General features: G+C 57.3%; 21 protein-coding genes and 1 tRNA gene. 13 read left to right on the top strand and 9 right to left on the bottom strand.

Going from position 1 to position 21,203, the window contains the following annotated elements:
- Positions 1-75 precede the first annotated feature (75 nt).
- Positions 76-792, bottom strand: a complete 717-nt coding sequence (locus B9Z48_RS20660; protein ID WP_108380489.1) for a response regulator transcription factor — start codon at positions 790-792, stop codon at positions 76-78.
- Positions 789-2,579: a 7TM-DISM domain-containing protein gene (locus B9Z48_RS20655; RefSeq protein WP_158273330.1), complete on the bottom strand. Its 1,791-nt coding sequence runs from the start codon at positions 2,577-2,579 to the stop codon at positions 789-791. The genes B9Z48_RS20660 and B9Z48_RS20655 overlap by 4 nt, the downstream gene beginning before the upstream one ends.
- Before the next feature lie 573 nt (positions 2,580-3,152).
- Here B9Z48_RS20655 and B9Z48_RS20650 point away from each other — a divergent pair.
- From B9Z48_RS20650 to B9Z48_RS20630, 5 genes are all read left to right on the top strand, one after another.
- Entirely contained in the window at positions 3,153-3,404 is a 252-nt protein-coding gene (locus tag B9Z48_RS20650; protein WP_089952717.1) for a hypothetical protein, read from the top strand.
- A 112-nt stretch (positions 3,405-3,516) separates the two neighbouring features.
- A complete protein-coding gene (locus B9Z48_RS20645) occupies positions 3,517-4,185 on the top strand; it encodes a hypothetical protein (RefSeq protein ID WP_146186345.1) in 669 nt (222 codons plus the stop codon).
- A gap of 233 nt (positions 4,186-4,418) precedes the next feature.
- Positions 4,419-5,663 (top strand): MFS transporter, encoded by a 1,245-nt coding sequence (locus B9Z48_RS20640; protein WP_108380487.1) that lies wholly within the window; start codon positions 4,419-4,421, stop codon positions 5,661-5,663.
- A 117-nt stretch (positions 5,664-5,780) separates the two neighbouring features.
- Positions 5,781-6,953 carry a peptidylprolyl isomerase gene (locus tag B9Z48_RS20635; RefSeq protein WP_199233563.1) on the top strand — a complete coding sequence of 391 codons (1,173 nt, stop codon included), beginning with the start codon at positions 5,781-5,783 and terminating at the stop codon, positions 6,951-6,953.
- A 262-nt stretch (positions 6,954-7,215) separates the two neighbouring features.
- Entirely contained in the window at positions 7,216-8,193 is a 978-nt protein-coding gene (locus B9Z48_RS20630; protein ID WP_089953547.1) for a GMP reductase, read from the top strand.
- Between the two features lie 165 nt (positions 8,194-8,358).
- Here the strand turns inward: B9Z48_RS20630 and B9Z48_RS20625 are convergent, their stop codons facing one another.
- Together B9Z48_RS20625 and B9Z48_RS20620 are read right to left on the bottom strand one after the other, a co-directional pair.
- Positions 8,359-9,090, bottom strand: coding sequence for a sulfite exporter TauE/SafE family protein (locus tag B9Z48_RS20625; protein ID WP_108380486.1), 732 nt, complete (start codon positions 9,088-9,090; stop codon positions 8,359-8,361).
- Positions 9,091-9,109: 19 nt separating this feature from the next.
- The gene (locus tag B9Z48_RS20620; protein ID WP_108380485.1) at positions 9,110-10,015 is read right to left on the bottom strand and encodes a LysR family transcriptional regulator; all 906 of its coding nucleotides are present in this window, start codon (positions 10,013-10,015) and stop codon (positions 9,110-9,112) included.
- Positions 10,016-10,134: 119 nt separating this feature from the next.
- Between B9Z48_RS20620 and B9Z48_RS20615 the strand changes: the two genes are divergently transcribed.
- From B9Z48_RS20615 to B9Z48_RS20590, 6 genes are all read left to right on the top strand, one after another.
- Entirely contained in the window at positions 10,135-11,112 is a 978-nt protein-coding gene (locus B9Z48_RS20615; protein ID WP_108380484.1) for a tripartite tricarboxylate transporter substrate binding protein, read from the top strand.
- Between the two features lie 23 nt (positions 11,113-11,135).
- Entirely contained in the window at positions 11,136-12,347 is a 1,212-nt protein-coding gene (locus B9Z48_RS20610; RefSeq protein WP_108380483.1) for a M20 aminoacylase family protein, read from the top strand.
- A 68-nt stretch (positions 12,348-12,415) separates the two neighbouring features.
- Positions 12,416-13,078 (top strand): site-2 protease family protein, encoded by a 663-nt coding sequence (locus tag B9Z48_RS20605; protein ID WP_304438323.1) that lies wholly within the window; start codon positions 12,416-12,418, stop codon positions 13,076-13,078.
- A gap of 33 nt (positions 13,079-13,111) precedes the next feature.
- Entirely contained in the window at positions 13,112-14,404 is a 1,293-nt protein-coding gene (locus B9Z48_RS20600) for a tryptophan--tRNA ligase (RefSeq protein WP_108380506.1), read from the top strand.
- Between the two features lie 112 nt (positions 14,405-14,516).
- On the top strand, positions 14,517-15,122 hold the full coding sequence (locus B9Z48_RS20595; RefSeq protein WP_089952736.1) for a response regulator transcription factor: 606 nt from the start codon (positions 14,517-14,519) through the stop codon (positions 15,120-15,122).
- A gap of 26 nt (positions 15,123-15,148) precedes the next feature.
- A complete protein-coding gene (locus B9Z48_RS20590; RefSeq protein WP_108380482.1) occupies positions 15,149-15,706 on the top strand; it encodes a nuclear transport factor 2 family protein in 558 nt (185 codons plus the stop codon).
- Between the two features lie 60 nt (positions 15,707-15,766).
- On the opposite strand, the gene B9Z48_RS21605 is transcribed toward B9Z48_RS20590, so the two are convergent.
- From B9Z48_RS21605 to B9Z48_RS20570, 5 genes are all read right to left on the bottom strand, one after another.
- Positions 15,767-15,940, bottom strand: a complete 174-nt coding sequence (locus B9Z48_RS21605) for a hypothetical protein (RefSeq protein ID WP_158273329.1) — start codon at positions 15,938-15,940, stop codon at positions 15,767-15,769.
- 73 nt (positions 15,941-16,013) lie between these two features.
- Positions 16,014-16,103, bottom strand: a tRNA-Ser gene (locus tag B9Z48_RS20585).
- A gap of 34 nt (positions 16,104-16,137) precedes the next feature.
- Complete coding sequence (gene serS, locus B9Z48_RS20580; protein WP_108380481.1) at positions 16,138-17,445, bottom strand: serine--tRNA ligase; 1,308 nt, start codon at positions 17,443-17,445, stop codon at positions 16,138-16,140.
- A 62-nt stretch (positions 17,446-17,507) separates the two neighbouring features.
- Positions 17,508-18,440 carry a 4-hydroxy-3-methylbut-2-enyl diphosphate reductase gene (gene ispH, locus B9Z48_RS20575; RefSeq protein ID WP_108380480.1) on the bottom strand — a complete coding sequence of 311 codons (933 nt, stop codon included), beginning with the start codon at positions 18,438-18,440 and terminating at the stop codon, positions 17,508-17,510.
- Complete coding sequence (locus B9Z48_RS20570) at positions 18,440-18,883, bottom strand: peptidylprolyl isomerase (protein WP_108380479.1); 444 nt, start codon at positions 18,881-18,883, stop codon at positions 18,440-18,442. Before B9Z48_RS20570 ends, ispH begins: the two co-directional genes overlap by 1 nt.
- A gap of 140 nt (positions 18,884-19,023) precedes the next feature.
- Between B9Z48_RS20570 and radC the strand changes: the two genes are divergently transcribed.
- Together radC and B9Z48_RS20560 are read left to right on the top strand one after the other, a co-directional pair.
- Positions 19,024-19,695, top strand: coding sequence for a DNA repair protein RadC (radC, locus tag B9Z48_RS20565; protein ID WP_089952744.1), 672 nt, complete (start codon positions 19,024-19,026; stop codon positions 19,693-19,695).
- A gap of 41 nt (positions 19,696-19,736) precedes the next feature.
- Positions 19,737-20,738, top strand: a complete 1,002-nt coding sequence (locus B9Z48_RS20560; protein WP_108380478.1) for an adenosine kinase — start codon at positions 19,737-19,739, stop codon at positions 20,736-20,738.
- Positions 20,739-21,203 lie beyond the last annotated feature (465 nt).

Below are 21,203 nucleotides of genomic sequence, written 5' to 3'. Positions count from 1 at the left end.
GTGTGCCACGCCCATCGCCCACAGAGGTTGGCTCCTTCTAAAAATCGCACCCTGATGTGCCGAAACAGGCCCAGTTCACTGAATTTGCAGCTCGAAGCTGATTTGGTAACCCTTGCCGCGCACAGACTTGATGGGATTGATTTCACCAATGTGCGGCTTGAGCTTGGCACGCAAACGGCTGATCAAGACCTCCAAGCGGAACTTGAATCTGGCGCTGCCTTCCTCGCCGTCCAAGCTATCATCGAGCAGCAAAGTTTGGATGGTTTCGCTGTGAACACTGCCTTGGTTCAGCGCCAAAATCTTCAAAATCTCGTTTTCCATGTACGTCAAGGCAATGGGGGGCAATTTGTTGAATTGCAGCGTCATCATCTTCGTGTTCAAAACCCACCGATCTTGCGCTGGCGTGGGTGCCATTCGGCCATACAAATTCCTGAGCGCTGCGGCCAGCTCGGCGGGTCTGGCCGGCTTGGTCATGTAAACGTCGGCACCGCTTTCATAGCCCATCACTTTGTCCGAACTCATGGTGCGTGCCGTCAATATCAAAATGCGCACCGCAGGCAAACTGGTGTGAATGCGCTTGACAATGCTGATGCCATCTTCTTCGGGCAAGTTCAGGTCCAGTATCAAAACATCGGCGGTGCGTTTTTTGAGCGCCTGATCCATCGCCTCGCCGCAATCTGCACACCGCACATCAAAGCCTTCCTCACTCAGGTAAAGCTTGAGCTCTTCGCTCAGTCGGTAATTGTCTTCAACCAGCAGTACAGCCGGTTTTGCTTGGGTGGATGACATCATGACCGCTCCAACGTGAATTCAAAATGCACCCATTCATCATCACAGGTGCAGCGCAACTCGGTACCCAGTTTGGTGGCCAGTTGATGGGCCAGCCAGAGGCCCAAGCCTGCACCCATTTGTTTTTTAGCACCTTCGGCTCGGTAGTAGCGGGTAAACACCTGAAGTGGATCGGGTCGACCCGCGCTGCCAATGGTGTTGGAGACCCTCAAGTTCATTCCAGAAGTGCTGCCCAGATGAACGGGCTCAACCGTCAATTGCACCGAACTCTCAGGCCATGAATACTTGAGCGCATTGGTGACCAGGTTGCTCAGAATGATTCGGGCGTACTGAAAATCGGTCAAAACCATGATTCGGTCAAAACCGATCAAGGTGACGCGCTCATACCCTGGGATCTGCTTCATCTCTGAGATCAAACTGCTCAGCGACACCGGTGTCTTCTTGGCAGGAACATCGCTTTGTTCAACTTTTTCGGCTTCCATGCATTGGTCAATGATGAAGTTCAAGTCGTCTGCAGCCCGAGCAATGTTGTCCAAGCGTTGTGCGTCTGCGCTGCTGGGCGGTCTGTTGCGCAACATCGAAGCAACGGCAAACTGAATGATGGAAAGCGGCGTTTTGACCTCATGCATCAACATCGCCAAAAACTGCGCTTGCGTGGCCAAGCGCTTGCTTTGCTCTTGCATTTGCGCTTCTGAGACGGCCTTTTCAATCTGCTGTTGCAGCAGTTGTTGAGATTGTGAACGGTCGCGTTGCAACTGAATCCCAAGAATCGCCAGCGGGATGAATACCCCCCGCCAGTCCGGACTCCTCAACAAGAACTCACCACCTTCGATGACACCCACCACCTCCAGCATGGATCGGCAAACAAACAGAAAGAAGGAAATGACCAAAAGGCCTGTGATCAGACGGGTGCTCACTGAAAGCGTTTTATTTTTATAAATGTCCAATGTGAGTATTAAAAAAATACACATCAGCGCAATGATCACCATCGATCCAAACAAGGCATTCCATTTCAAAACCAGATGCCGATCGGCCACAAAAAACAAAACGACCACACACGCAAAACTCGCCGCAACACATCGTGTCCATTTCTGCAAGCGCATCCAGCCGAAATGGCCCTGCGCAGACTGCATGAACAGGAGAAAGCTCAATACATTGAGGATGATGGTCAGCCGGGTGGCTGTTTTCCCGTGTAACCAGTCCGCCGTGATCAAATGATCGATAAACCCGAACAGAAAAAAATACAAGACCACACAAACGAGCAGGTGAATGAATATAAACACCGTCAGACCGTCTCTGCGAATCCATACCAGCCCCAGCATCACCAAGGACATGACCGAATAAATGGACAAAACAGCGCCCAACTCCAAGGCCTCTTGAAGGTCTTGCTCGATGGCCGCGTCGTGAGTCAGCACTTCTGTCTTGATCAGCAAAACACCAATGGACTTGGCACGCAGATAAACGGTGTTCAAACCCGGTGGGAGTTCAATCCTGGTGTCTTTTTGCGCTGACCTTGCACTCACGTCGATGGCCAGTTCAGGCTCACTCCCTGCGGCGGCAGGGTAGTAAAGCGTCGCACTGTCCAGCAGTGTTGGCCGTATGCGCACCGCCAATGGGCCCGATCCTGCGGGAACATCCACCTTCAGCCGGACCCAAACAGCAGAACGGCTGTAGCCCTCGTTGATGACTTTCAAGGCCGGTGTGAATGTGCCCTCCTGGACTTGAGACAGCCCCATCACGCCCGTGGTGTCTTCAAAAGTGGCGCGATCCACCACGAGGTCCTTCGCCACGGCCATCCCTGCACAAAGCCAAATGGCAAGGGCCACAAAAAACATTTTTGGCGTTTTCAACATTTTTTCATCTTAGTTGAATCAAGGTGCAAGCCTCTGCAAGAAATTGGCATCCGTGGCTCTGAAAATCGTCACATTCAATGCACATCGCGTCTGCAAGCTGACTCCAAAGTCACACGCCGAGGGTCTGGACGTGGCCAAGGTCCATGTCCGTCGGCTTCTGGTTTTGATCGTCTCCAACTTGGCCCATTGACACCGCTTGCCTGCGCAATGGCTGACTGGCCTTCTGATGAGGCGATCATCTGCGTCAAGTTCGGGATTTGGCCTGCAAGGAAATGAAAGAAAACGCAAATTTCGAATGATTTAATTGAATTTGCTGCTTCAAAACTTCATTTGAACATCTGAAAATGGCTTTTTCAAGAATAGACCGGAGTCATGGACGTAAAAACGTGTACCCAAATAGAAAATCAATTTTCACAAATGATATAACTATTTTTTAACATCTTATCTATTAACAATCATTTCAAGCATCATTTTTAATAATCAAAATATTCATTATTAAAGCTGAAATTCATGAAATCACTCAATCAACCTCGTCACTCTTACATCTGCAAAGGTTGCGAGACGGCCAATGTATTTCAACCTTGGGCATTGGGAAAAAACCGCTTGTCCAAGTGCCCGCATTGTCGGCATCTGAACAAAGTTCCTTACATCCGCAACCCCAAGCAAGCCTGGCTCGCTTTGTTGTGGGTGGTCAGTTTGGTGCTGCTGCCTTCGCTGATGTGGACTTGGCTTTCCAAAGGCAGCATCGCCTGGATGTACTGAGTGTTTGATGAAGATGCCACACACCACTGCCTTATGTCTGCCGATGCCGTCTGGTGAAACACTTCCCATTGCTTTTCATCCATCATGAATTTTTAAATTAAAGTCAATTAAAATGTTATTTACAAAATACCAAGAAATGATAAACAACGGCAATCAAAAAATTAAAAATTACACGATTGGCACGGGAAAAGCGTCTGAAATACTGGGCTTATCGATTACCTCGGTCAAACTTTTGGTAGATAACCAAGAATTAATTGGCTGGAAAACCCAAGGTGGGCATCGCCGAATTGACATGGAATCGATTCGAAAGTATCAAAAAAAACTCAAAAAACCCATCGAATCCTCATCAAAACCCAAGCCCCTTCCGTCCATCAGTTTTATGCTTGAAGACACTTTGATGGCCAATGAACTCAAGAGCATTGGGGTGCAATGGCAAGAAATCATGGAATTCAACATTAAAAAATCCATTGCAGAAACTTATTTGTCTTTTTCTCAAAAAATACCCGACATATTGATCATCCAAACCAGCATGCCTGTTGCCCAGCAAATTGCCATTATTTTGGATTTGAATAATTTTATTGACTCATCTGAAAAGTACATATCGGTCATCTTCTCAACCAACATCACTGATTTGGCATTGAGACTTCAAGGAAAATTGAATTCCGCCATTCAAATCTCGAACGACCCCCTGAATCACGAGTGGTTACGTGCCTTTTTCAACGGTGTCATGGCCAGCCCCGAATGGCGTACGGTCCACAAAAAAGAAATTTATCAGCATTGAGTGTGGGTGCATATTGGCAGCCACGTTCTGATTTTTTGATGCGGAGCTTGCGCAGCAGAATCATGATGGCTGGATGTCGTCCGCTTTGAGACACATGGCGCGGCCCGAGCATGCCACGATGCAGGCTGCTCAAAGAACCCTCCGCCTGACCGCGCTCCCATGACATCACTCGCCCAGACCACGCCGACACCGCCCACTGGCCGTCTGGTTTGGGACGACAAAAAGGAGGCGGCATGAAGGTTTTTTATGGCTGGCGGATGGTGGGGGCATCCTGCGGTATTCAGTTTTTGCTGGCTGCGTTTCTCACACAAGCGCTGGGTCTTTATATTGCTGTCTTGTCCGACGAAATGGGCTGGAGCAAAACCACGTTGTCGGGCGCAGCGGCCTTGCAGTCGGTCGAGGCGGCCATCATCGGGCCGGTTCTGGGCTGGGTCATGGACCGCTTTGGGCCGCAAAAAATGATCCGGGTGGGCATGGTCATGTTCAGTGCGGGCCTGTTGTTGCTCAGCCAAGTCAACACCGTCACCACCTTCTACCTCAGTGCCATCCTGATGGCCATAGGTGCCAGTTTGGGGGGGTACTTTCCGCTGTCTGTGGCGCTGGTGCAGTGGTTCGAAAAATTCCGCGCCCGCGCTCTGTCCATCATGAGCCTGGGGCTGGCCATGGGCGGCTTGGTCGTGCCTTTGATGGCGTGGTCCATGCAACTGTGGGGCTGGCGGGCCACAGCGGCGGGGTCAGGCGTGCTGGTCTTGCTGACGGGTTTGCCCATGGCCAGCATCATCCGCAGACGCCCTGAAGACCATGGCGAACACATCGACGGGATTGACCCTGCCCAACGCGCCGCCGAGCGGGCCAATGGCACCCATGCCCCAGCACCCGCCATTGAATTCACTGTCGCCCAAGCCTTAAGAACCAGGGCTTTTTGGATGTTGGCCATTGGGCATGGTTTGGCGCTTTTGGTGGTTTCGGCGGTCAATGTGCACGCCATCACCCACATGAAAGAGGGCTTGGGCTATTCGGTGGCCACGGCCAGTTGGGTGATTTTGATCATGACATTTGGCCAACTGGTCGGGGTATTGATGGGGGCCAGCATGGGTGACTGGTTCGAAAAAAGGAAAGTGGCTGCGCTGTGCATGCTGGCCCATGGGGCGGGCATGCTGTGCCTGACCTACGGCTCCCACATGGCCATGCTGGTGGCGTTTGGGGTGTTCCATGGCATCGCTTGGGGGCTGCGTGGCCCGTTCATGCAAGCCATTCGGGCCGACTACTTTGGGCGCAATGCGATTGGCCTGATCCTGGGCCTGTCGGCCGCCATCATTGCCATGGGGCAAATTGCCGGTCCCATGATCGCAGGCGTGCTGGCCGACCTGACCGGCAATTACGAACTGGGCTTCTCTTTGCTGGCTCTGCTGGCGGCCCTGGGTTCGCTGTCTTTCATGCTGGCCACCAAACCGGTGCTGCCGGACACCAAGGCTTAACAGCGCCACCGCCTAGCCACCCGATGGGCGTCATGGCCAGCATCAGGGTGAAAGAGCATGCAAGCAAGCATTGTCGAGGGTTAAAATTTCAACATTTTTAAACTTAAAGTGTTGAAAATGAAATTTTTATCTGCACTCTTGGCATCGTCCTTTTCCTTGCTCTTGGCTGCATGCGGCGGCGGCAGTTCTGCGCCAGACACCACATCCCCCCTTGTCTCCAAGGTCAGCATCGGCCCCCTTGTCAATGGCCAAGTCACGCTCACGGCAGAGGCCAGCGATGCGGTCGGTGTGACCGCCTATTGCTTCAAAACAGAGTCTTCTGCACCGGCGGCCTCGAACAGTTGCTTCACGGCTTCCGGCTCCAAAGCCATTGCAGATCCGACAGCCAAAAACAAACAATACATCTGGGCCAAAGATGCGGCCAACAACGTCAGCGCCCTGTTCATGGTCGAAGGTCCTTTTTATACCGACACGACTGCCCCGGTCATCTCAGCCGTCAATGTGTCGGCCCCCAGCAATGGGCAGCTCACCCTCACGGTATCGGCCAACGACGATTTGCGGGTCACAGGCTATTGCTTGAAAACCAATGCCACGGCACCTCTGGCCAGCGACGCTTGTTTCACCGCATCGGCCAGCCAAAGTGTGGCCACCCCTGCCACACCAACTCCTTATTTCGCATGGGCCAAAGACAGCGTCAACAACGTCAGTTCGGCCTTCAACCGCGTCACGGGGGCCTGCTCCAATGAAGGGGTAACCGCCTCACAAACCGTCAACTTGCCCACCGTCTGCATCTCCACCAGCTTGGGAGAAATGGTCGTGGCGCTGGAGTCTTCCAAAGCGCCTATCACCAGCGCCAACTTTCTCAAATACGTCAACGACGGTTATTTCAGTCAGACCGTGTTTCACCGCGTCATCTCCAACTTCATGATCCAGGGGGGAGGTTTCACGGGCGTGCCCATCAGCTCTGCCAACGCCAAAAAAGGCACCCTCTACGACCCGATTGAACTGGAAACCACCCAAAAGACCGGGCTGAGCAACACCGTGGGCACGCTCGCCATGGCCAGAACCAATGTGCTCAACAGTGCCACCCGCGAATTTTTCATCAACACCGTGGACAACACCTTTTTGAACGACAGCTCAGGTGGCTATGCGGTGTTTGGGCGTGTGATTTCGGGGCTGAACACCACGGTGCAAAACATCCGCAATGTGCCGGTGCAAAACAATGGCAGCGCTGAACTCAGCCAACCCCTGACGCCGCCAGTCATCAACTGGGCCTATCCGCTGAAATAAATCCATTTTTTGCCTTGCACCGGTTCAAAAAACAGCGCCACTGAGCCGGTCGCTTGGGATTGAAGTTTCTCACCCGCCATGGGCATGTTGTCAATTCAGACACCCTTGAAACGAGTAGAATCAGCCACCGGGCCCAAGATTCTTGCGCCCGGTTTTTTTTGCCCTGAACCTGCAACGGGTTCATGCCAAGGGCCAAAAAACCGGCCAGGCCAAGCGCTCACTCGTTCTTTCAACGAATCCTTTTTTGGAGCTTGGTTTTCTCATGGAAATTTTTGATTACGACAACATCCTGCTTTTGCCACGCAAGTGCCGCGTGGAAAGCCGTTCCGAGTGCGACGCGGGCGTCGAGCTGGGTGGCCGCAAGTTCCGCCTGCCGGTGGTGCCTGCCAACATGAAAACGGTGGTGGACGAGTCCATCTGCCTGTGGATGGCGCAAAACGATTACTTCTACGTCATGCACCGCTTTGACCTGGACAACGTCCAGTTCGTGCGCGACATGCACGCCAAAGGTGTTTACGCCTCGATCTCATTGGGCGTCAAAGCCCCCGACCGCGCCACGGTGGACCAGCTGGCTGCCGAAAATTTGGTGCCCGAGTACATCACCATCGACATCGCCCACGGCCATGCCGACAGCGTGCGCGACATGATTGGCTACATCAAGGCCAAACTGCCCACGAGCTTTGTGATCGCAGGCAACGTGGCCACGCCCGAAGCCGTGATCGACCTGGAAAACTGGGGCGCTGACGCGACCAAAGTGGGCGTGGGCCCGGGCAAGGTCTGCATCACCAAGCTCAAGACGGGTTTTGGCACGGGCGGCTGGCAGTTGTCGGCGCTCAAGTGGTGCGCCCGCGTGGCGACCAAGCCCATCATTGCCGACGGCGGCATCCGCAGCCACGGCGACATCGCCAAGAGCATCCGCTTTGGCGCGAGCATGGTCATGATCGGCTCGCTGTTTGCGGGTCACGAAGAGTCACCCGGCAAGACCGTGGAAGTCGATGGCGAGATGTTCAAGGAGTACTACGGCTCGGCATCTGACTTCAACAAGGGCGAGTACAAGCACGTCGAAGGCAAGCGCATTTTGGAGCCGATCAAGGGCAAACTGGCCAACACCCTCATCGAGATGGAGCAGGACGTGCAAAGCTCGATCAGCTACGCGGGTGGCACCAAGCTGATGGACATCCGCAAGGTGAACTACGTGACATTGGGTGGCGACAACGCTGGCGAACATCTGTTGATGTAAACCCTCTGCGCGTTCAAAAAAAAGGGAGCCATGGGCTCCCTTTTTTGTGGATTCATCGTTAAGTCGGAGCTTGAACTTCTACAACATGCAGCCGTGAACATGCAGCCGTGAACGTGCACCCGTGGACCTGCATCGTCGGCGCTGAAGCGCCGACCTGCACAACCGTTATGACAAAGCCCGCAGCGTCAGCATCAAGCCGCTGACGACCAACAGGCCGCAAATGATCTGGCGCAACCGCGCCACCGGCACCCGGTGGGCCACACGGTGGCCCAGCCAGACGCCACACAAGGCCATACCCATCAGCACCAGCCAGCGTTGCCAGAGCACGTCACTGCTCAAACGCCCCTCCCAGCCCATGCCCACCAACACCGTGCTGGCGGCCACGGTGATGATCATGGGCGTGCTGGCACGCATTTGCTGCACATCGGCCACACGGCGGCTCAGCCAGGCCACCACGAGCGGCCCCGCGGTGCCAAACAGCATTTCCACCAAGCCAATGGCCGTGCCCACCGGATAAGCCCAGCGGGGTGCGGGCAACCCTGTGCGCTTGGCAGCTGGGCGCAAAGCATTGACGCCCACAGCCGCCACATACAAACCCAACAGCAACAGTGGCCAACGGGCCTGCAAATGCGGCATGAGCCACAAGCCCAGCAAGGTGCCCAGCACCAGCCCGGGCACCAAACGCCCCAACTCACGCCACTGCACCTGCCGCCAGTTCAGCCCACTGTGAAACGCCGAAGCGGGCACATCCATCAGCAAAGTCAGTGCCACCACCTGTGGCAATGGCCACTGCCAAGCCAGCAGCGGCACGATGACCAGCGCAGAGCCAAATCCCGTCAGTCCCAGCACGGTGTAACCCAGTAAAACCACCCCCATGGGGTAAAGCCACTCTTGCATCCTGCTTCCTTTTTTGATGTCAATCGGTCAAATGCTGCTGCACAAAGTCGCGAAAAACGGACATGACGGGCAACTCGGTTCGTCCCATCAAGGTGATAAGGGCCAGTCGAGCCTGCCCTTGGAGGGGCGTGCACATGCCCAGTTCGACCAAACGGCCTTGAGCCATGCCCTCTCGCGCAGCCCCCACGATGCCCAGGTAAATCGCATCGGTTTGCCCCACCACATCGAGCAAGCTGGCGATGTCCTCGCACTGCAAGGTGGTCATTTGTGCCGGATTGGCCTTCGGCCCATAGTGGTCCACCAGCAATCGGGCCACTTCTTGCGACAAGGGGATGGAGGCGATGGGGTAAGCCAACAAAGCGTCGAAGGGCACACCAGTGGGATGAAGGCTGAGCAGCGGGTGTCCATGGCGGCACACAAAGCCGGCTCGCATCTCCACCACATGCGTCATTTTCAGGTCTGGCGCGGCCTCCACCCGGCGCACGTCCACCACCAAGGCATCGAGCTGCCGCTCACGCAACTGGGCCAGTTGCAACTCGGTCGACCCGCGTGAAACCGTGACCTGTACCGTTGGGTGGTTCTTGGCCATGTAGACCAACCAGGGCGTCATCAGCATCGCCCCGGGACCCGAACCCAAGCCCACACGCAATGCACCCAAGCCACCTTGCTGAAGCAATGCAGCACCTTCTTGGAGCTCTTGGGCTTCATGCACGATGCGCCGCGCCCGCCCTAACACCGAGCGGCCCAGGGGCGTGAGCTCGTTTTTTTTGCCGATCCGGTCCACCAGCATCCCGCCCAGGTCATCCTCCAGCGCCTGGATGCTGCGGCTCAAGGCCGACTGGGTGATGTGCAGTTTTTCGGCCGCGCGGCTGAAGGAGCCGGTTTCGGCCAGTGCCAGCCAATGCTCAAGGTGCCTGAGGTTCATGTATTCATTTTACGCATCAAAATCAGAAAAATAAGTCATTGGACACATTAGTTTTTCATTTTTACGATCCGTCGGATGGTCATTTCAGCCATACAGAACCCCAACCTTCAGGAGACAACATGAACGTTAAAACCCTTCTCGGCAGCCTGCTCGTGGCCGCCAGCGCTCTCAGCCCCGCCCTCGCGCAAACCTATCCCGCCAAAACGATCAACCTGATCGTGCCTTACCCGGCAGGTGGCCCCTCGGACTTTTTTGCCCGCAAGGTGCAGCCCGATGCTGCGGCCAAATTGGGCCAAACCATGATCATCGAGAACATCGGCGGCGCAGGCGGCGCGATTGGCATGGCCAAATTGGTCAATGCACCGGCTGATGGCTACACCTTGAGCCTGGGCAGCCCCATGGAGCTGGTGCTGGCCCCCATGGCCATTCAAGGTGTGAAGTACAAATCTGAAGACTTCAAACTGGTGGCGCAATTTGCCACCACCACGACCATCTTGGCCGTGCGCAACTCGCTCAACGTCAAGACCGTGGACGATCTGCTGGCACTGGCCCGCAAGAACGCCAACAAGCCCCTGAGCTATGGCAGTGTGGGCCCGGGTTCGCTGTACCACCTGGTGGGCGAGAAGTTCTCGCAGTTGACCAAGGTAGAGATGCTGCATGTGCCCTACAAAGGCATTGCCCCTTTGATCACCGATTTGATGGGCGGGCAAATCGACATGGCTTTCTTGCCCATGGCCGGCTCCATTCCTCAAACCCTCATCGACGGAAAAATCCAGGGTCTGGCGGTCACGGCCAAAACCCCACACCCGCTGTTCAAGCAGTTCCCGGCCATGGCCGCCATGAAAGGGTTGGAAACCATGGACTTTGACATCTGGGCAGGTGTGCAGGTGCACAAAAACACCTCGGACGCGGTCGTCAACACCCTGAACAAGGCCTTTTATGCAGCCGCTGAAGTGCCCGAAACCCGCAAGGCCCTGGAAGCCAGCGGCAATGTGGTGCTGCCTTCGCGCACACCCGCCGAGCTGGCCCGCATTTACCTTGGCGACATCGAGCGCTACCGCGCCATTGCCAAATCGATTAATCTGCAAGCCCAGTGATCCACTCCCCCAAGAGGCCTTTCATGAACGCTCCCAGCGACGCTTTTCTGCACGACAAACTGCACGCCTTACATGCCCAAGCGGATGAATTCATCGCGGTGCGCCGTGACATCCACAAGCACCCGGAGATGGGCTACAAGGAGTACCGCACCAGCGATCTGGTGGCCGAGCAGTTGACGGCCTGGGGCTACGAGGTGACACGCGGCCTGGGCGGTACGGGCGTGGTGGGTCAGATCAAAAAGGGCACGGGCAGCAAAAGCATCGGCATCCGTGCCGACATGGACGCCCTGCCCATTGACGAGGCCACGGGCCTGCCCTATGCCAGCTGCAATGTGGGCATCATGCACGCCTGTGGCCACGACGGGCACACGGCCATGCTGCTGGCAGCGGCCAAGCACATCGCGCAAAAAGGCGTCTTCTCGGGCACGGTCAATCTGATTTTCCAGCCGGCCGAAGAAGGCCTGGGCGGTGCCAAAAAGATGATGGAAGACGGCCTGTTCACCCAGTTTCCATGCGATGCCGTTTTTGGCATGCACAACATGCCCGGCCACCCTCAAGGCCAGCTGGTGTTTCGCGATGGATCGGCCATGGCGTCTTCGGACAACGTGACCATCACCATCGAAGGCACAGGCGGCCACGGCGCTGTGCCCCACCGCGCAGCCGACCCGGTGGTGGCTGGCTCGGCCATTGTCATGGGCCTGCAAAGCATCGTGGCCCGCAACATCGACCCGCAAGAAATGGCCATCATCACCGTGGGGGCCTTCAATGCGGGGGTGGCCAACAACGTGATTCCGCAACACGCCACACTCAAACTGAGTGTGCGTTCGCTCAACCGTGAAGTGCGCATCTTGCTGGAGCAACGCATCACCGAGCTGGTCCATGCCCAAGCGCAGAGCTACGGCGTGAAAGCCCACATCGATTACAAGCGGGGCTACCCGGTGCTGGTGAACCACTTGAAAGAAACCGACTTTGCCCGAGATGTCGGCGAGGAACTGGTCGGTGCAGACAAGGTCACGCGCCAAGGTCGCGCCCTGACCGGCAGCGAAGACTTCGCCTTCATGCTCGAAGAGGTGCCCGGCAGCTATTTGCTCATTGGCAACGGTGACGGGACTGGCGATGGCCACGGGGTCTGCATGGTGCACAACCCCGGCTACGATTTCAATGACCAAAACGTGGCCATCGGCTCGGCTTACTGGTCCTTGCTGGTGGAACGGTTTTTGGCTGAACGCGACTGAGCCTCGGGCATGCCTTGACCCCTTGCGTGGCCTGGCACCATAGGGTCTGAGACAATCAGGGGGTGAACATGTACGACCTCATCCAAACTGTCCTGATTTATGCCCTGCCCGTGATCTTCGCCATCACCTTGCACGAAGCCGCGCATGGCTACGCGGCTTTGCGCTTGGGGGACAACACCGCAGCCATGCTGGGCCGTGTCACCCTCAACCCGCTGGTCCACATCGACCTGATGGGCACCATCTTGCTGCCGCTGTTGCTGTACTTCAGCACCAGTGGCGCTTTTTTGTTCGGTTACGCCAAGCCGGTGCCGGTGCGGTTTGACCGACTGCACAACCCCAAACGCGACATGGTCTGGGTGGCTTTGGCCGGTCCGGGCTCCAATCTGGTGCAAGCCTTGATGTGGGGGGTGCTGCTTTACGTCTTGGCCGGTAGTGGCGTTTCAGAGCGTTTTTTCCTCGAAATGTGCAAAGCCGGCATGTTGACCAATGTGGTGATGTTTGCTTTCAACCTTTTTCCACTGCCGCCTTTGGACGGTGGCCGTATTGTGGTGGGACTGCTGCCTTGGCGTCAGGCGGTGATGTTTTCGCGGGTCGAGCCTTGGGGCTTTTTCATCGTCATGGCCTTGGTGCTCACGGGCCTCATCAGCGCCTGGTGGATGCAACCCCTGATGGGCGTGACCTTTGACTTGATCAAACTCACCCTGAGCCCCTTGGCCGCCTTGTTGCGCTGATTTTTCATTCGTTTTTGATTGTTTGCTTTTTCCATGACTTCCAAGACCCGAACCCGCGTTCTCACCGGCATCACCACCACAGGCACGCCCCACTTGGGCAACTACGTGGGCGCCATCCGGCCCACCGTGCAAGCGAGCCGCGACGCCAGCACCGATGGCTTTTACTTTTTGGCCGACTACCACGCCCTCATCAAATGCGATGAACCCGCCCGCATTCAGCGCTCTACACTGGAGATCGCTGCCAGCTGGATCGCCTCGGGGCTGGACCCCGAAAAAGTCACCTTTTACCGCCAGTCCGACATCCCCGAAATTCCTGAACTCACCTGGTTGCTGACCTGTGTCACGGGCAAAGGCCTGCTCAACCGCGCTCACGCCTACAAAGCGTCGGTGGACAAAAACCACGAAGCGGGCAAGGACACCGATGCCGATGTGACCGCAGGCCTGTTCATGTACCCGGTGCTGATGGGGGCGGATATTTTGATGTTCAAGGCACACAAAGTGCCTGTGGGCCGCGATCAAATCCAGCACATCGAGATGGCGCGTGACATGGCCTCGAGCTTCAACCACCTGTATGGGGAACACTTCGTGCTGCCCGAAGCCGTCATCGAAGAGTCCGTGGCCCTGCTGCCCGGCCTCGACGGCCGCAAGATGAGCAAAAGCTACGACAACACCATTCCACTGTTTGCGCCAGCTGCCCAGATGCGCAAACAGATCGCGGCCATCGTGACCGACTCCAAAGCCCCGGGCGAGCCCAAGACCACCGAAGGCTCGGCCCTGTTCCAGATTTACCAGGCCTTTGCCAGCGCCGAAGAAACCGCTGCATTGGCCCAAGCCTATGCCGACGGCATCGGCTGGGGTGATGCCAAACAAATGCTGTTTGAACGGATTGACCGCGAAATCACCCCCATGCGCGAGCAATACCAGGCACTCATCAACAACCCCGCCCAAATGGACCAAATTTTGTTGGCCGGTGCCGACAAGGCCCGCCAATTGGCCACGCCCTTCATGCGCGAGTTGCGCCATGCGGTGGGCCTGCGCTCCTTGGCTTCAAGCGCCGCCACCGCCGCACCCGCCGACACCAAGGTGGCTCAGCCCAGCTTCAAACAATACCGCGACAAAGACGGACTTTTTTACTTCAAGTTCGTCGACGCCAAAGGCCAAGTCCTGCTGCAAAGCCTGGGCTTTGACTCACCCAAAGCAGCAGGGCAAACCATTGCCCAACTTCAGGCGATGGGCGCAGAAGGCCTGTCGGCTTTGAGCCACACCCTGGAACCGATTTCTTCCGAAATTCGGGCACAAATTGTCGAAAATTTACGTATTTTGTAAATCAATTAAAAAATATATTGCACTGATTTTGTTGTTTTCAACAAAATTTTACAAATAATCCCAAAAAACTGTTACCCTTATGTTTTCAGTTTAGTGTGGAGTTAACTTAATCATGACTGTCTACGTCATTGACGATCACCCTTTGATGCGGGATGCCCTGACCATGTTGGTCCACCGAGTCAAACCTGGTCTGAAAATCATCCCTGTCCAGAAGTTGAACGTGGTCGAGTCCACAGTGGAGAAGAACGGCCAAGCCGAACTCTTCTGCCTTGACCTGCAATTGCCCGACACCTTGGGCATTTCGGGCGTTCAGGTTCTGAAGGCGAAATTTCCAAACGTGCCCTTGGCCGTCATCACCAGCTCCAGCGCCAGCGAGTTCGAAGAACGCTGCATGGAAGCCGGTGCCGATGCCTTCATCGAAAAATCCAACAGCCCCACGCAAATCATTGCAGCTTTGCGCACCCTGCTGGTCAGCGATGAAGATGCCGCCATCGAAGATGCAGCTACCCCTTCAGGCCCGACCAAGCTCTCCAAGCGTCAAAAACAGTTGATTTTGATGCTGGACCAGGGCCTGTCCAACCGCGACATTGCCGACAAACTCGAAATCAGCGAGCACACCGTCAAGGTGCACTTCTGGCGTCTGTTCCGTCGTTTGGGCGTCAACAGCCGCACACAAGCCCTGCACTTCGCCCGAACCAACGGCTGGCTGGGCATTTAAAACCCTTCCACAAGGCTTTTACCCGCATGCCTGTCGTCTCCATCACGCTGCTGCCCGGCTATGACCCGGACACGCAGCACCGCATGGTCAACCGTGTGGCCAATGCGGTGCGCTCGGTCATCGCCACGCCCGAGGCCGGCACCACTGTGTTCATCAACGAGGTCAGCACCTACCGACGCGACGGCAAGGTGTTCAGTGGTGGCCGTGCCCCGCATCCGGTGGCCTCGGATCTGGTCAATGAATTTTTGCTGGCCATGCAAAATCGGGATCTGCAAGCGGCGCAATCTTTTTTGCACCCCGACTTTCAAATGTGCTTTCCCGGCGGCGTGGTCATGCACGCCTTGGCAGAGCTGGTGACTTGGGCGCAGTCACGTTACAGCCACATTGCCAAACAATACGAGCGCATCGAAGAAAGTTGGCAAGGCGATGTCACGGTGGTGTTTTGCCATGGCACCTTGCAGGGCAGTTGGCTCAATGGCGAAGCTTTTGCCGGCATCCGTTTCATCGACCGGTTCGAGGTTCAAGACGGTTTGATCACACGCCAAGACGTCTGGAACGACCTGGCAGAGCACCGCCAAGCTTGACCTCTCAACCTCACGGGGCTCATTCGCCATGCCGTGATCGCCTTCTGCAGCGCTACTGTCTTAGTCTTTTTTCTTTTTGTTGACGATGTCGGGCGTGACCGCGTCCACCACATTGACCACGGTCTTCACGCCATACACCACGGTAGAGGCCGCCACGTCTGCAATGGCCAATACAGTGCAGCCCTGCAGGGTCAGGCACACAAAGAGCGCTGCGGTCAGCGTGAACAATTTCATGGAAGCGGACCCCAAAAGTTGGCGGGAATTACCAAAAAAAACCCGCAGTTGAAATCAACTGCGGGTTTTGTTTTGGCGGAGAGGGAGGGATTCGAACCCTCGGTAGGGTCGCCCCTACGCCTGATTTCGAGTCAGGTACATTCGACCACTCTGCCACCTCTCCGGATTCGGTTTCGTTTGTCGAAGCCGATATTCTATCAGGCAATCAAGGTCTTCAAACCGCCCATGTAAGGTCGCAGCACTTCGGGCACAGTGACCGAGCCGTCGGCGTTTTGGTAGTTCTCAAGCACAGCCACCAGCGCACGGCCCACAGCCAGGCCCGAGCCGTTCAGGGTGTGCACCAGTTCGTTCTTGCCTTGGGCATTTTTGAAACGTGCTTGCAGGCGGCGGGCCTGGAAGGCCTCGCAGTTGGACACCGAGCTGATCTCGCGGTAAGTGTTTTGCGCGGGCACCCAGACCTCCAGGTCATAGGTCTTGCTCGCGCCAAAGCCCATGTCGCCGGTGCACAGGCTCATCACGCGGTAGGGCAGGCCCAGCTTTTGCAAAATGGCTTCGGCGTGGCCGGTCATCGCTTCGAGCGCTTCGTAGCTGTGCTCGGGGTGCACGATCTGCACCATCTCCACTTTGTCAAACTGGTGTTGGCGGATCAGGCCACGCACATCACGCCCGCCGCTGCCCGCCTCGGACCGGAAGCACGGGGTGTGTGCCGTGAGTTTGATCGGCAAATCGGCTTCGGCCAGCACCTCGTCACGCACCACGTTGGTCAGCGTCACCTCTGAAGTGGGGATAAGGTACAGCGCCTGGCTTTCTTCACCCTCTTGGCCGCCCTTGTTGGCGGCAAACAAATCGGCTTCGAACTTGGGCAACTGGCCCGTGCCGCGCAGCGTGTCGGCGTTCACGATGTAAGGGGTGTAGCACTCGGTGTAGCCGTGCTCTTGCGTTTGCACATCCAACATGAACTGGGCCAGCGCCCGGTGCAAACGGGCCACCGGGCCACGCATGAAGGTGAAGCGCGAGCCTGTCAGTTTGGTGCCGGTCTCAAAGTCCAGACCCAGTGGGCCGCCGATGTCCACATGGTCCTTGAGCTCAAAGTCAAAGCTGCGCACCGTGCCCCAGCGGCGCACCTCGACGTTGCCTTCTTCGCCCGCGCCGACAGGCACCGACTCGTGCGGCAAATTGGGCACCGCCAACAGCAGGGTCTGCAATTCGGCCTGGATCACTTCCAAGCGCTGGGCAGAAGCGTCCAGCTCGTCTTTGATCTCCCCCACCTGGGCCATGACCGCATCGGCCTCGGCGTGCTGGCCTTTGCCCTTGAGCATGCCAATTTGCTTGGACAGGCTGTTGCGCTGGCTTTGCAGCTCTTCGGTGCGGGTTTGCAGCGTTTTACGCTCGCCCTCCAAAGCGCGGAAGGCCTCGACGTTCAGAAAAGGCTGGGGGGTTTTACGGGTCTGCAGACGCGCCACGGCAGCGTCCAGATCTTTGCGGAGTAGAACAATATCAAGCATGGCCTGATTGTAGTGACCCCCACACCCCCAACGAGATCAGCCCGTGGGGGCAGGCCGCTGGGTCAATCGAGCTTCAAGCCTTTGGGCAAGGGAAATTTGATGGTTTCTTGGATCCCATCCAAGGTGCGCACCGATACCGCGCCCATGGCGCGCAAACGGGCAATCACCTCTTGTACCAGCACATCCGGCGCCGAGGCACCGGCCGTCAGGCCCACCTTTTGCGATCCTTCAAACCAGGCCTCTTGCAAATCGGCCGCGCTGTCCACCATGTAGGCGGGCGTGCCCAGGCGGTCGGCGAGTTCGCGCAGGCGGTTGCTGTTGGAGCTGGTGGGGCTGCCCACCACGATCACCACATCCACCAGCGGGCTCATCAACTTGACTGCGTCTTGCCGGTTTTGGGTGGCGTAGCAAATGTCTTGTTGTTTGGGTTCGCGCACTTGCGGAAAACGCGCTTTCACGGCCGCCACAATCTCGGCCGCATCGTCCACGCTGAGTGTGGTCTGCGTGACCACCGCCAGCAAATCCGTCTGGGCAGGCTGCACCTTGGCCACATCTTCCACGTCTTCCACCAAATGGATGCCGCTGTCGAGCTGGCCCATGGTGCCTTCCACCTCGGGGTGGCCCTTGTGGCCGATCATGATGAATTCGTAGCCTTCTTTGTGCAGCTTGGCCAGCTCCACATGCACCTTGCTCACCAGCGGGCAGGTGGCGTCAAAAATGCGAAAGCCGCGCCGCTCGGCCTCATCCTGAATGGCCAGGCTCACGCCATGTGCGCTGAAAATCAGCGTGGCCCCAGGCGGCACATCGGCCAGCTCTTCGATGAAAATCGCGCCTTTTTCCTTCAGGTCATTGACCACATAGGTGTTGTGCACGATCTCGTGGCGCACATAAATGGGGCGGCCAAACTTGGTGAGCGCGTGCTCCACGATGTCGATCGCCCGGTCCACCCCGGCGCAAAAGCCACGCGGCTCGGCCAACAGCACTTCAGATGTCATCACAGCACCCCAATCAGTTCGACTTCAAAGGTCACAGGCTGACCGGCCAGCGGGTGGTTGAAGTCAAACAAGACCGCACCCTCTTCGTTCACTTGCAGCACAGTCCCGGCGTATGAGCCGAGCCCATCGGGCGTGGGGAACTGCACCACATCGCCTGACGCGTATTTTTCGGTCGGGTCACCCAGTTCGTTCAAGAGCTTGCGGGCCACCCATTGCTGCATCTCGGCGATGTGGTCGCCAAAAGCTTCACCCGCCGGGATGTCCATGACCGCCCGGGTCCCTTCGGCCAGGCCCAACAAGCGCTGCTCCAACGCGGGTGACAAGGTGCCCGAACCTAGGGACAAAGTCGCCGGTTTTTCGTTGAAAGTGTTGATGATGTCCCCCTGCGGCCCGGCCAGGCGGTAGTGAAGGGTCAAAAAGGAACCGGGTTCGACAATGGACATAAGGGTTTTCTGGAATGCCGCCAAAGCGGTGAAACAGGCATAAAGAAGGCACTATTGTAAAAAGCTTGACCAACCTGCCTGACCTCAGGGACAAAAAGGGGCAAGCAGGACCCCAGGCAGCTCCGGGGAGGGGCGTTCAAATGAGCATCAAAGACTTGCCACTCGATGCGCGTCCGCGCGAAAAACTGCTGGCCAGAGGCCCTCAGGCGCTGAGCGATGTGGAACTGTTGGCCATTTTGCTGCGCACCGGCATGGCGGGTAAAAACGTGTTTCAGCTGTCCGAAGAGCTGTTGGGCTCAGATGGCATTGCGGGCTTGCTCAATGCCACCGTGCCATCGCTACAACAGGTCAAGGGTCTTGGGCCTGCCAAGCAGGCCGAGCTGCTGGCTGTGTTCGAGATGGCCCGCCGTGCACTGAGCCAGCGCCTGAAGGAACGCGAGGCTTTTCACACGCCCGGCGCTGTCAAACAATACCTGCAGCTGCAGCTGGCGCACAAAAACCACGAAGTTTTTGCGGTGTTGTTTTTGGACAGCCAAAACCGCATGCTGGCCATGGAAGAGCTTTTTCGAGGCACGCTCAGCCAGACCTCGGTCTATCCCCGCGAAGTGGTCATGCGCGCCCTGCACCATCAGGCGGCGGCCGTGGTGCTGTCGCACAACCACCCCAGCGGATCGGTACAACCCAGCCGCGCCGACGAACACCTGACCCAGACCCTCAAGGCCTCGCTGGCCTTGGTGGATGTGCGCGTGCTGGACCACATCATCGTGGGGCAAGGCCAGGCCTTGTCCATGGCCGAGCAGGGTTTGATGTGAGTCCCCGCTAAACTCGATGGTTTTGAATCTTCATACTGGCCATGCCCCACTACCACCTCTACGCCATCGGCAACGCCCTGGTCGATACCGAATACGAAGTCTCTGACGCCTTGCTGCAGACCATGGGCGTGAGCAAGCGCCACATGACCCTGATCGACACCGCCCAACGCGCCGAACTGCTCACCCATGTGCAAGGCCTGCACGCCCGCCGCACCGGCGGCGGCTCGGCCGGGAACACCCTGGTGGCGCTGGCCCAGCTGGGCGGCCAAGCGTTTTATTCGTGCCGCGTGGCAGACGATGAACTTGGCGCTTTTTACAGCCAGGACCTGCAAGCCAACGGCGTGGCCACCAACCTGAGCCACACCGCCGCCCAAGAAGGCCAGACCGGCAGCTGCATGGTGCTGGTCACGCCCGATGCCGAGCGCAGCATGTGCACCTTCCTCGGTGCCACCTCGCAACTGGACGCCAGCGCCCTGCACCCCCAAGACATCGCCAAGTCCAAGATTTATTACATGGAAGGCTACCTGGCCGCCTCGCCCACAGGCCTCGAAGCCGCCGTCAAAGGCCGCCAAATCGCCATCGAGCACAAGGTGCAAACCGCGCTGACCCTCAGCGATGTGAGCATGATCAACTTCTGCCGCCCTGGCCTGGAAGCCATGATCGGCAATGGCCTGGATTATTTGTTTGCCAACGAAGAAGAAGCACAAACCTGGTGCGGCACGACCGATCTGGACGCCATCATCACCCAGCTATCGGCTTTGGCCAGCACGGTCTGCCTGACACGGGGCCCCAAGGGCTGCATCGTGGTGCAAGGCGCTCAGCGCATCGAAGTGGCCGCCGTGCCCACCCAAGCGGTGGACACCAACGGCGCAGGCGACATGTTTGCCGGGGCCTTTTTGTACGGCATCACCCACGGCCAAAGCCCGGCGCAAGCCGCCGCCCTGGCCAACCGCGCCGCCGCAGCCGTGGTCAGCCAACACGGCAACCGCCTGACGGCTGCCCAACTGCAAGGCATTGCCGCCCAAGCTGCAACCGCCTGTTAACCTGCGTCTGCCTGTAGGCGCGACGCCCCCGTCGCGATCAAGTTGCAGGGCATGCCCCCTGTAGGAGCGACGCCCCCGTCGCGAAAACCCTCGCAGACCACGCACCATCGCCCCGAGGGCGGGGCTCCCACAAAATGCAGGACATGCCCTTTGTGGGCTCGACGCCCCCGTCGCGATCAAGTTGCAGGGCATACCCCCTGTAGGATCGACGCCCCCGTCGCGATCAAGTCTCGCAGACAACGCACCATCGCCCCGAGGGCGGGGCTCCTACACAATGCAGGGCATGCCCTTTGTGGGAGCGACGGCCCCGTCGCGATCAAGTTGCAGGACATGCCCCCTGATAGGGGTAGGAAAGGCCAAGGCCTCCCCTCCCTCCGAACCGTGCGTGCAGTTTTCCCGCACACGGCTCTCCAGTCAGTGGTTTCCTCATCGGGATTGGCTCGCTTGCATTCGGGCCTGCGTCAT

The sequence above is a fragment of the Limnohabitans sp. WS1 genome (assembly GCF_003063265.1).
Classification (GTDB): Bacteria; Pseudomonadota; Gammaproteobacteria; order Burkholderiales; family Burkholderiaceae_C; genus Limnohabitans_A.
This window is presented reverse-complemented; position numbering and strand designations above follow the sequence as displayed.

Coding starts and splice junctions, on each gene's coding strand:
- B9Z48_RS20660 (WP_108380489.1), bottom strand. CDS start 792: ATGATGTCATCCACCCAAGCAAAACCGGCTGTACTGCTGGTTGAAGAC.
- B9Z48_RS20650 (WP_089952717.1), top strand. CDS start 3,153: ATGAAATCACTCAATCAACCTCGTCACTCTTACATCTGCAAAGGTTGC.
- B9Z48_RS20645 (WP_146186345.1), top strand. CDS start 3,517: ATGTTATTTACAAAATACCAAGAAATGATAAACAACGGCAATCAAAAA.
- B9Z48_RS20640 (WP_108380487.1), top strand. CDS start 4,419: ATGAAGGTTTTTTATGGCTGGCGGATGGTGGGGGCATCCTGCGGTATT.
- B9Z48_RS20635 (WP_199233563.1), top strand. CDS start 5,781: ATGAAATTTTTATCTGCACTCTTGGCATCGTCCTTTTCCTTGCTCTTG.
- B9Z48_RS20630 (WP_089953547.1), top strand. CDS start 7,216: ATGGAAATTTTTGATTACGACAACATCCTGCTTTTGCCACGCAAGTGC.
- B9Z48_RS20625 (WP_108380486.1), bottom strand. CDS start 9,090: ATGCAAGAGTGGCTTTACCCCATGGGGGTGGTTTTACTGGGTTACACC.
- B9Z48_RS20620 (WP_108380485.1), bottom strand. CDS start 10,015: ATGAACCTCAGGCACCTTGAGCATTGGCTGGCACTGGCCGAAACCGGC.
- B9Z48_RS20615 (WP_108380484.1), top strand. CDS start 10,135: ATGAACGTTAAAACCCTTCTCGGCAGCCTGCTCGTGGCCGCCAGCGCT.
- B9Z48_RS20610 (WP_108380483.1), top strand. CDS start 11,136: ATGAACGCTCCCAGCGACGCTTTTCTGCACGACAAACTGCACGCCTTA.
- B9Z48_RS20605 (WP_304438323.1), top strand. CDS start 12,416: ATGTACGACCTCATCCAAACTGTCCTGATTTATGCCCTGCCCGTGATC.
- B9Z48_RS20600 (WP_108380506.1), top strand. CDS start 13,112: ATGACTTCCAAGACCCGAACCCGCGTTCTCACCGGCATCACCACCACA.
- B9Z48_RS20595 (WP_089952736.1), top strand. CDS start 14,517: ATGACTGTCTACGTCATTGACGATCACCCTTTGATGCGGGATGCCCTG.
- B9Z48_RS20590 (WP_108380482.1), top strand. CDS start 15,149: ATGCCTGTCGTCTCCATCACGCTGCTGCCCGGCTATGACCCGGACACG.
- B9Z48_RS21605 (WP_158273329.1), bottom strand. CDS start 15,940: ATGAAATTGTTCACGCTGACCGCAGCGCTCTTTGTGTGCCTGACCCTG.
- serS (WP_108380481.1), bottom strand. CDS start 17,445: ATGCTTGATATTGTTCTACTCCGCAAAGATCTGGACGCTGCCGTGGCG.
- ispH (WP_108380480.1), bottom strand. CDS start 18,440: ATGACATCTGAAGTGCTGTTGGCCGAGCCGCGTGGCTTTTGCGCCGGG.
- B9Z48_RS20570 (WP_108380479.1), bottom strand. CDS start 18,883: ATGTCCATTGTCGAACCCGGTTCCTTTTTGACCCTTCACTACCGCCTG.
- radC (WP_089952744.1), top strand. CDS start 19,024: ATGAGCATCAAAGACTTGCCACTCGATGCGCGTCCGCGCGAAAAACTG.
- B9Z48_RS20560 (WP_108380478.1), top strand. CDS start 19,737: ATGCCCCACTACCACCTCTACGCCATCGGCAACGCCCTGGTCGATACC.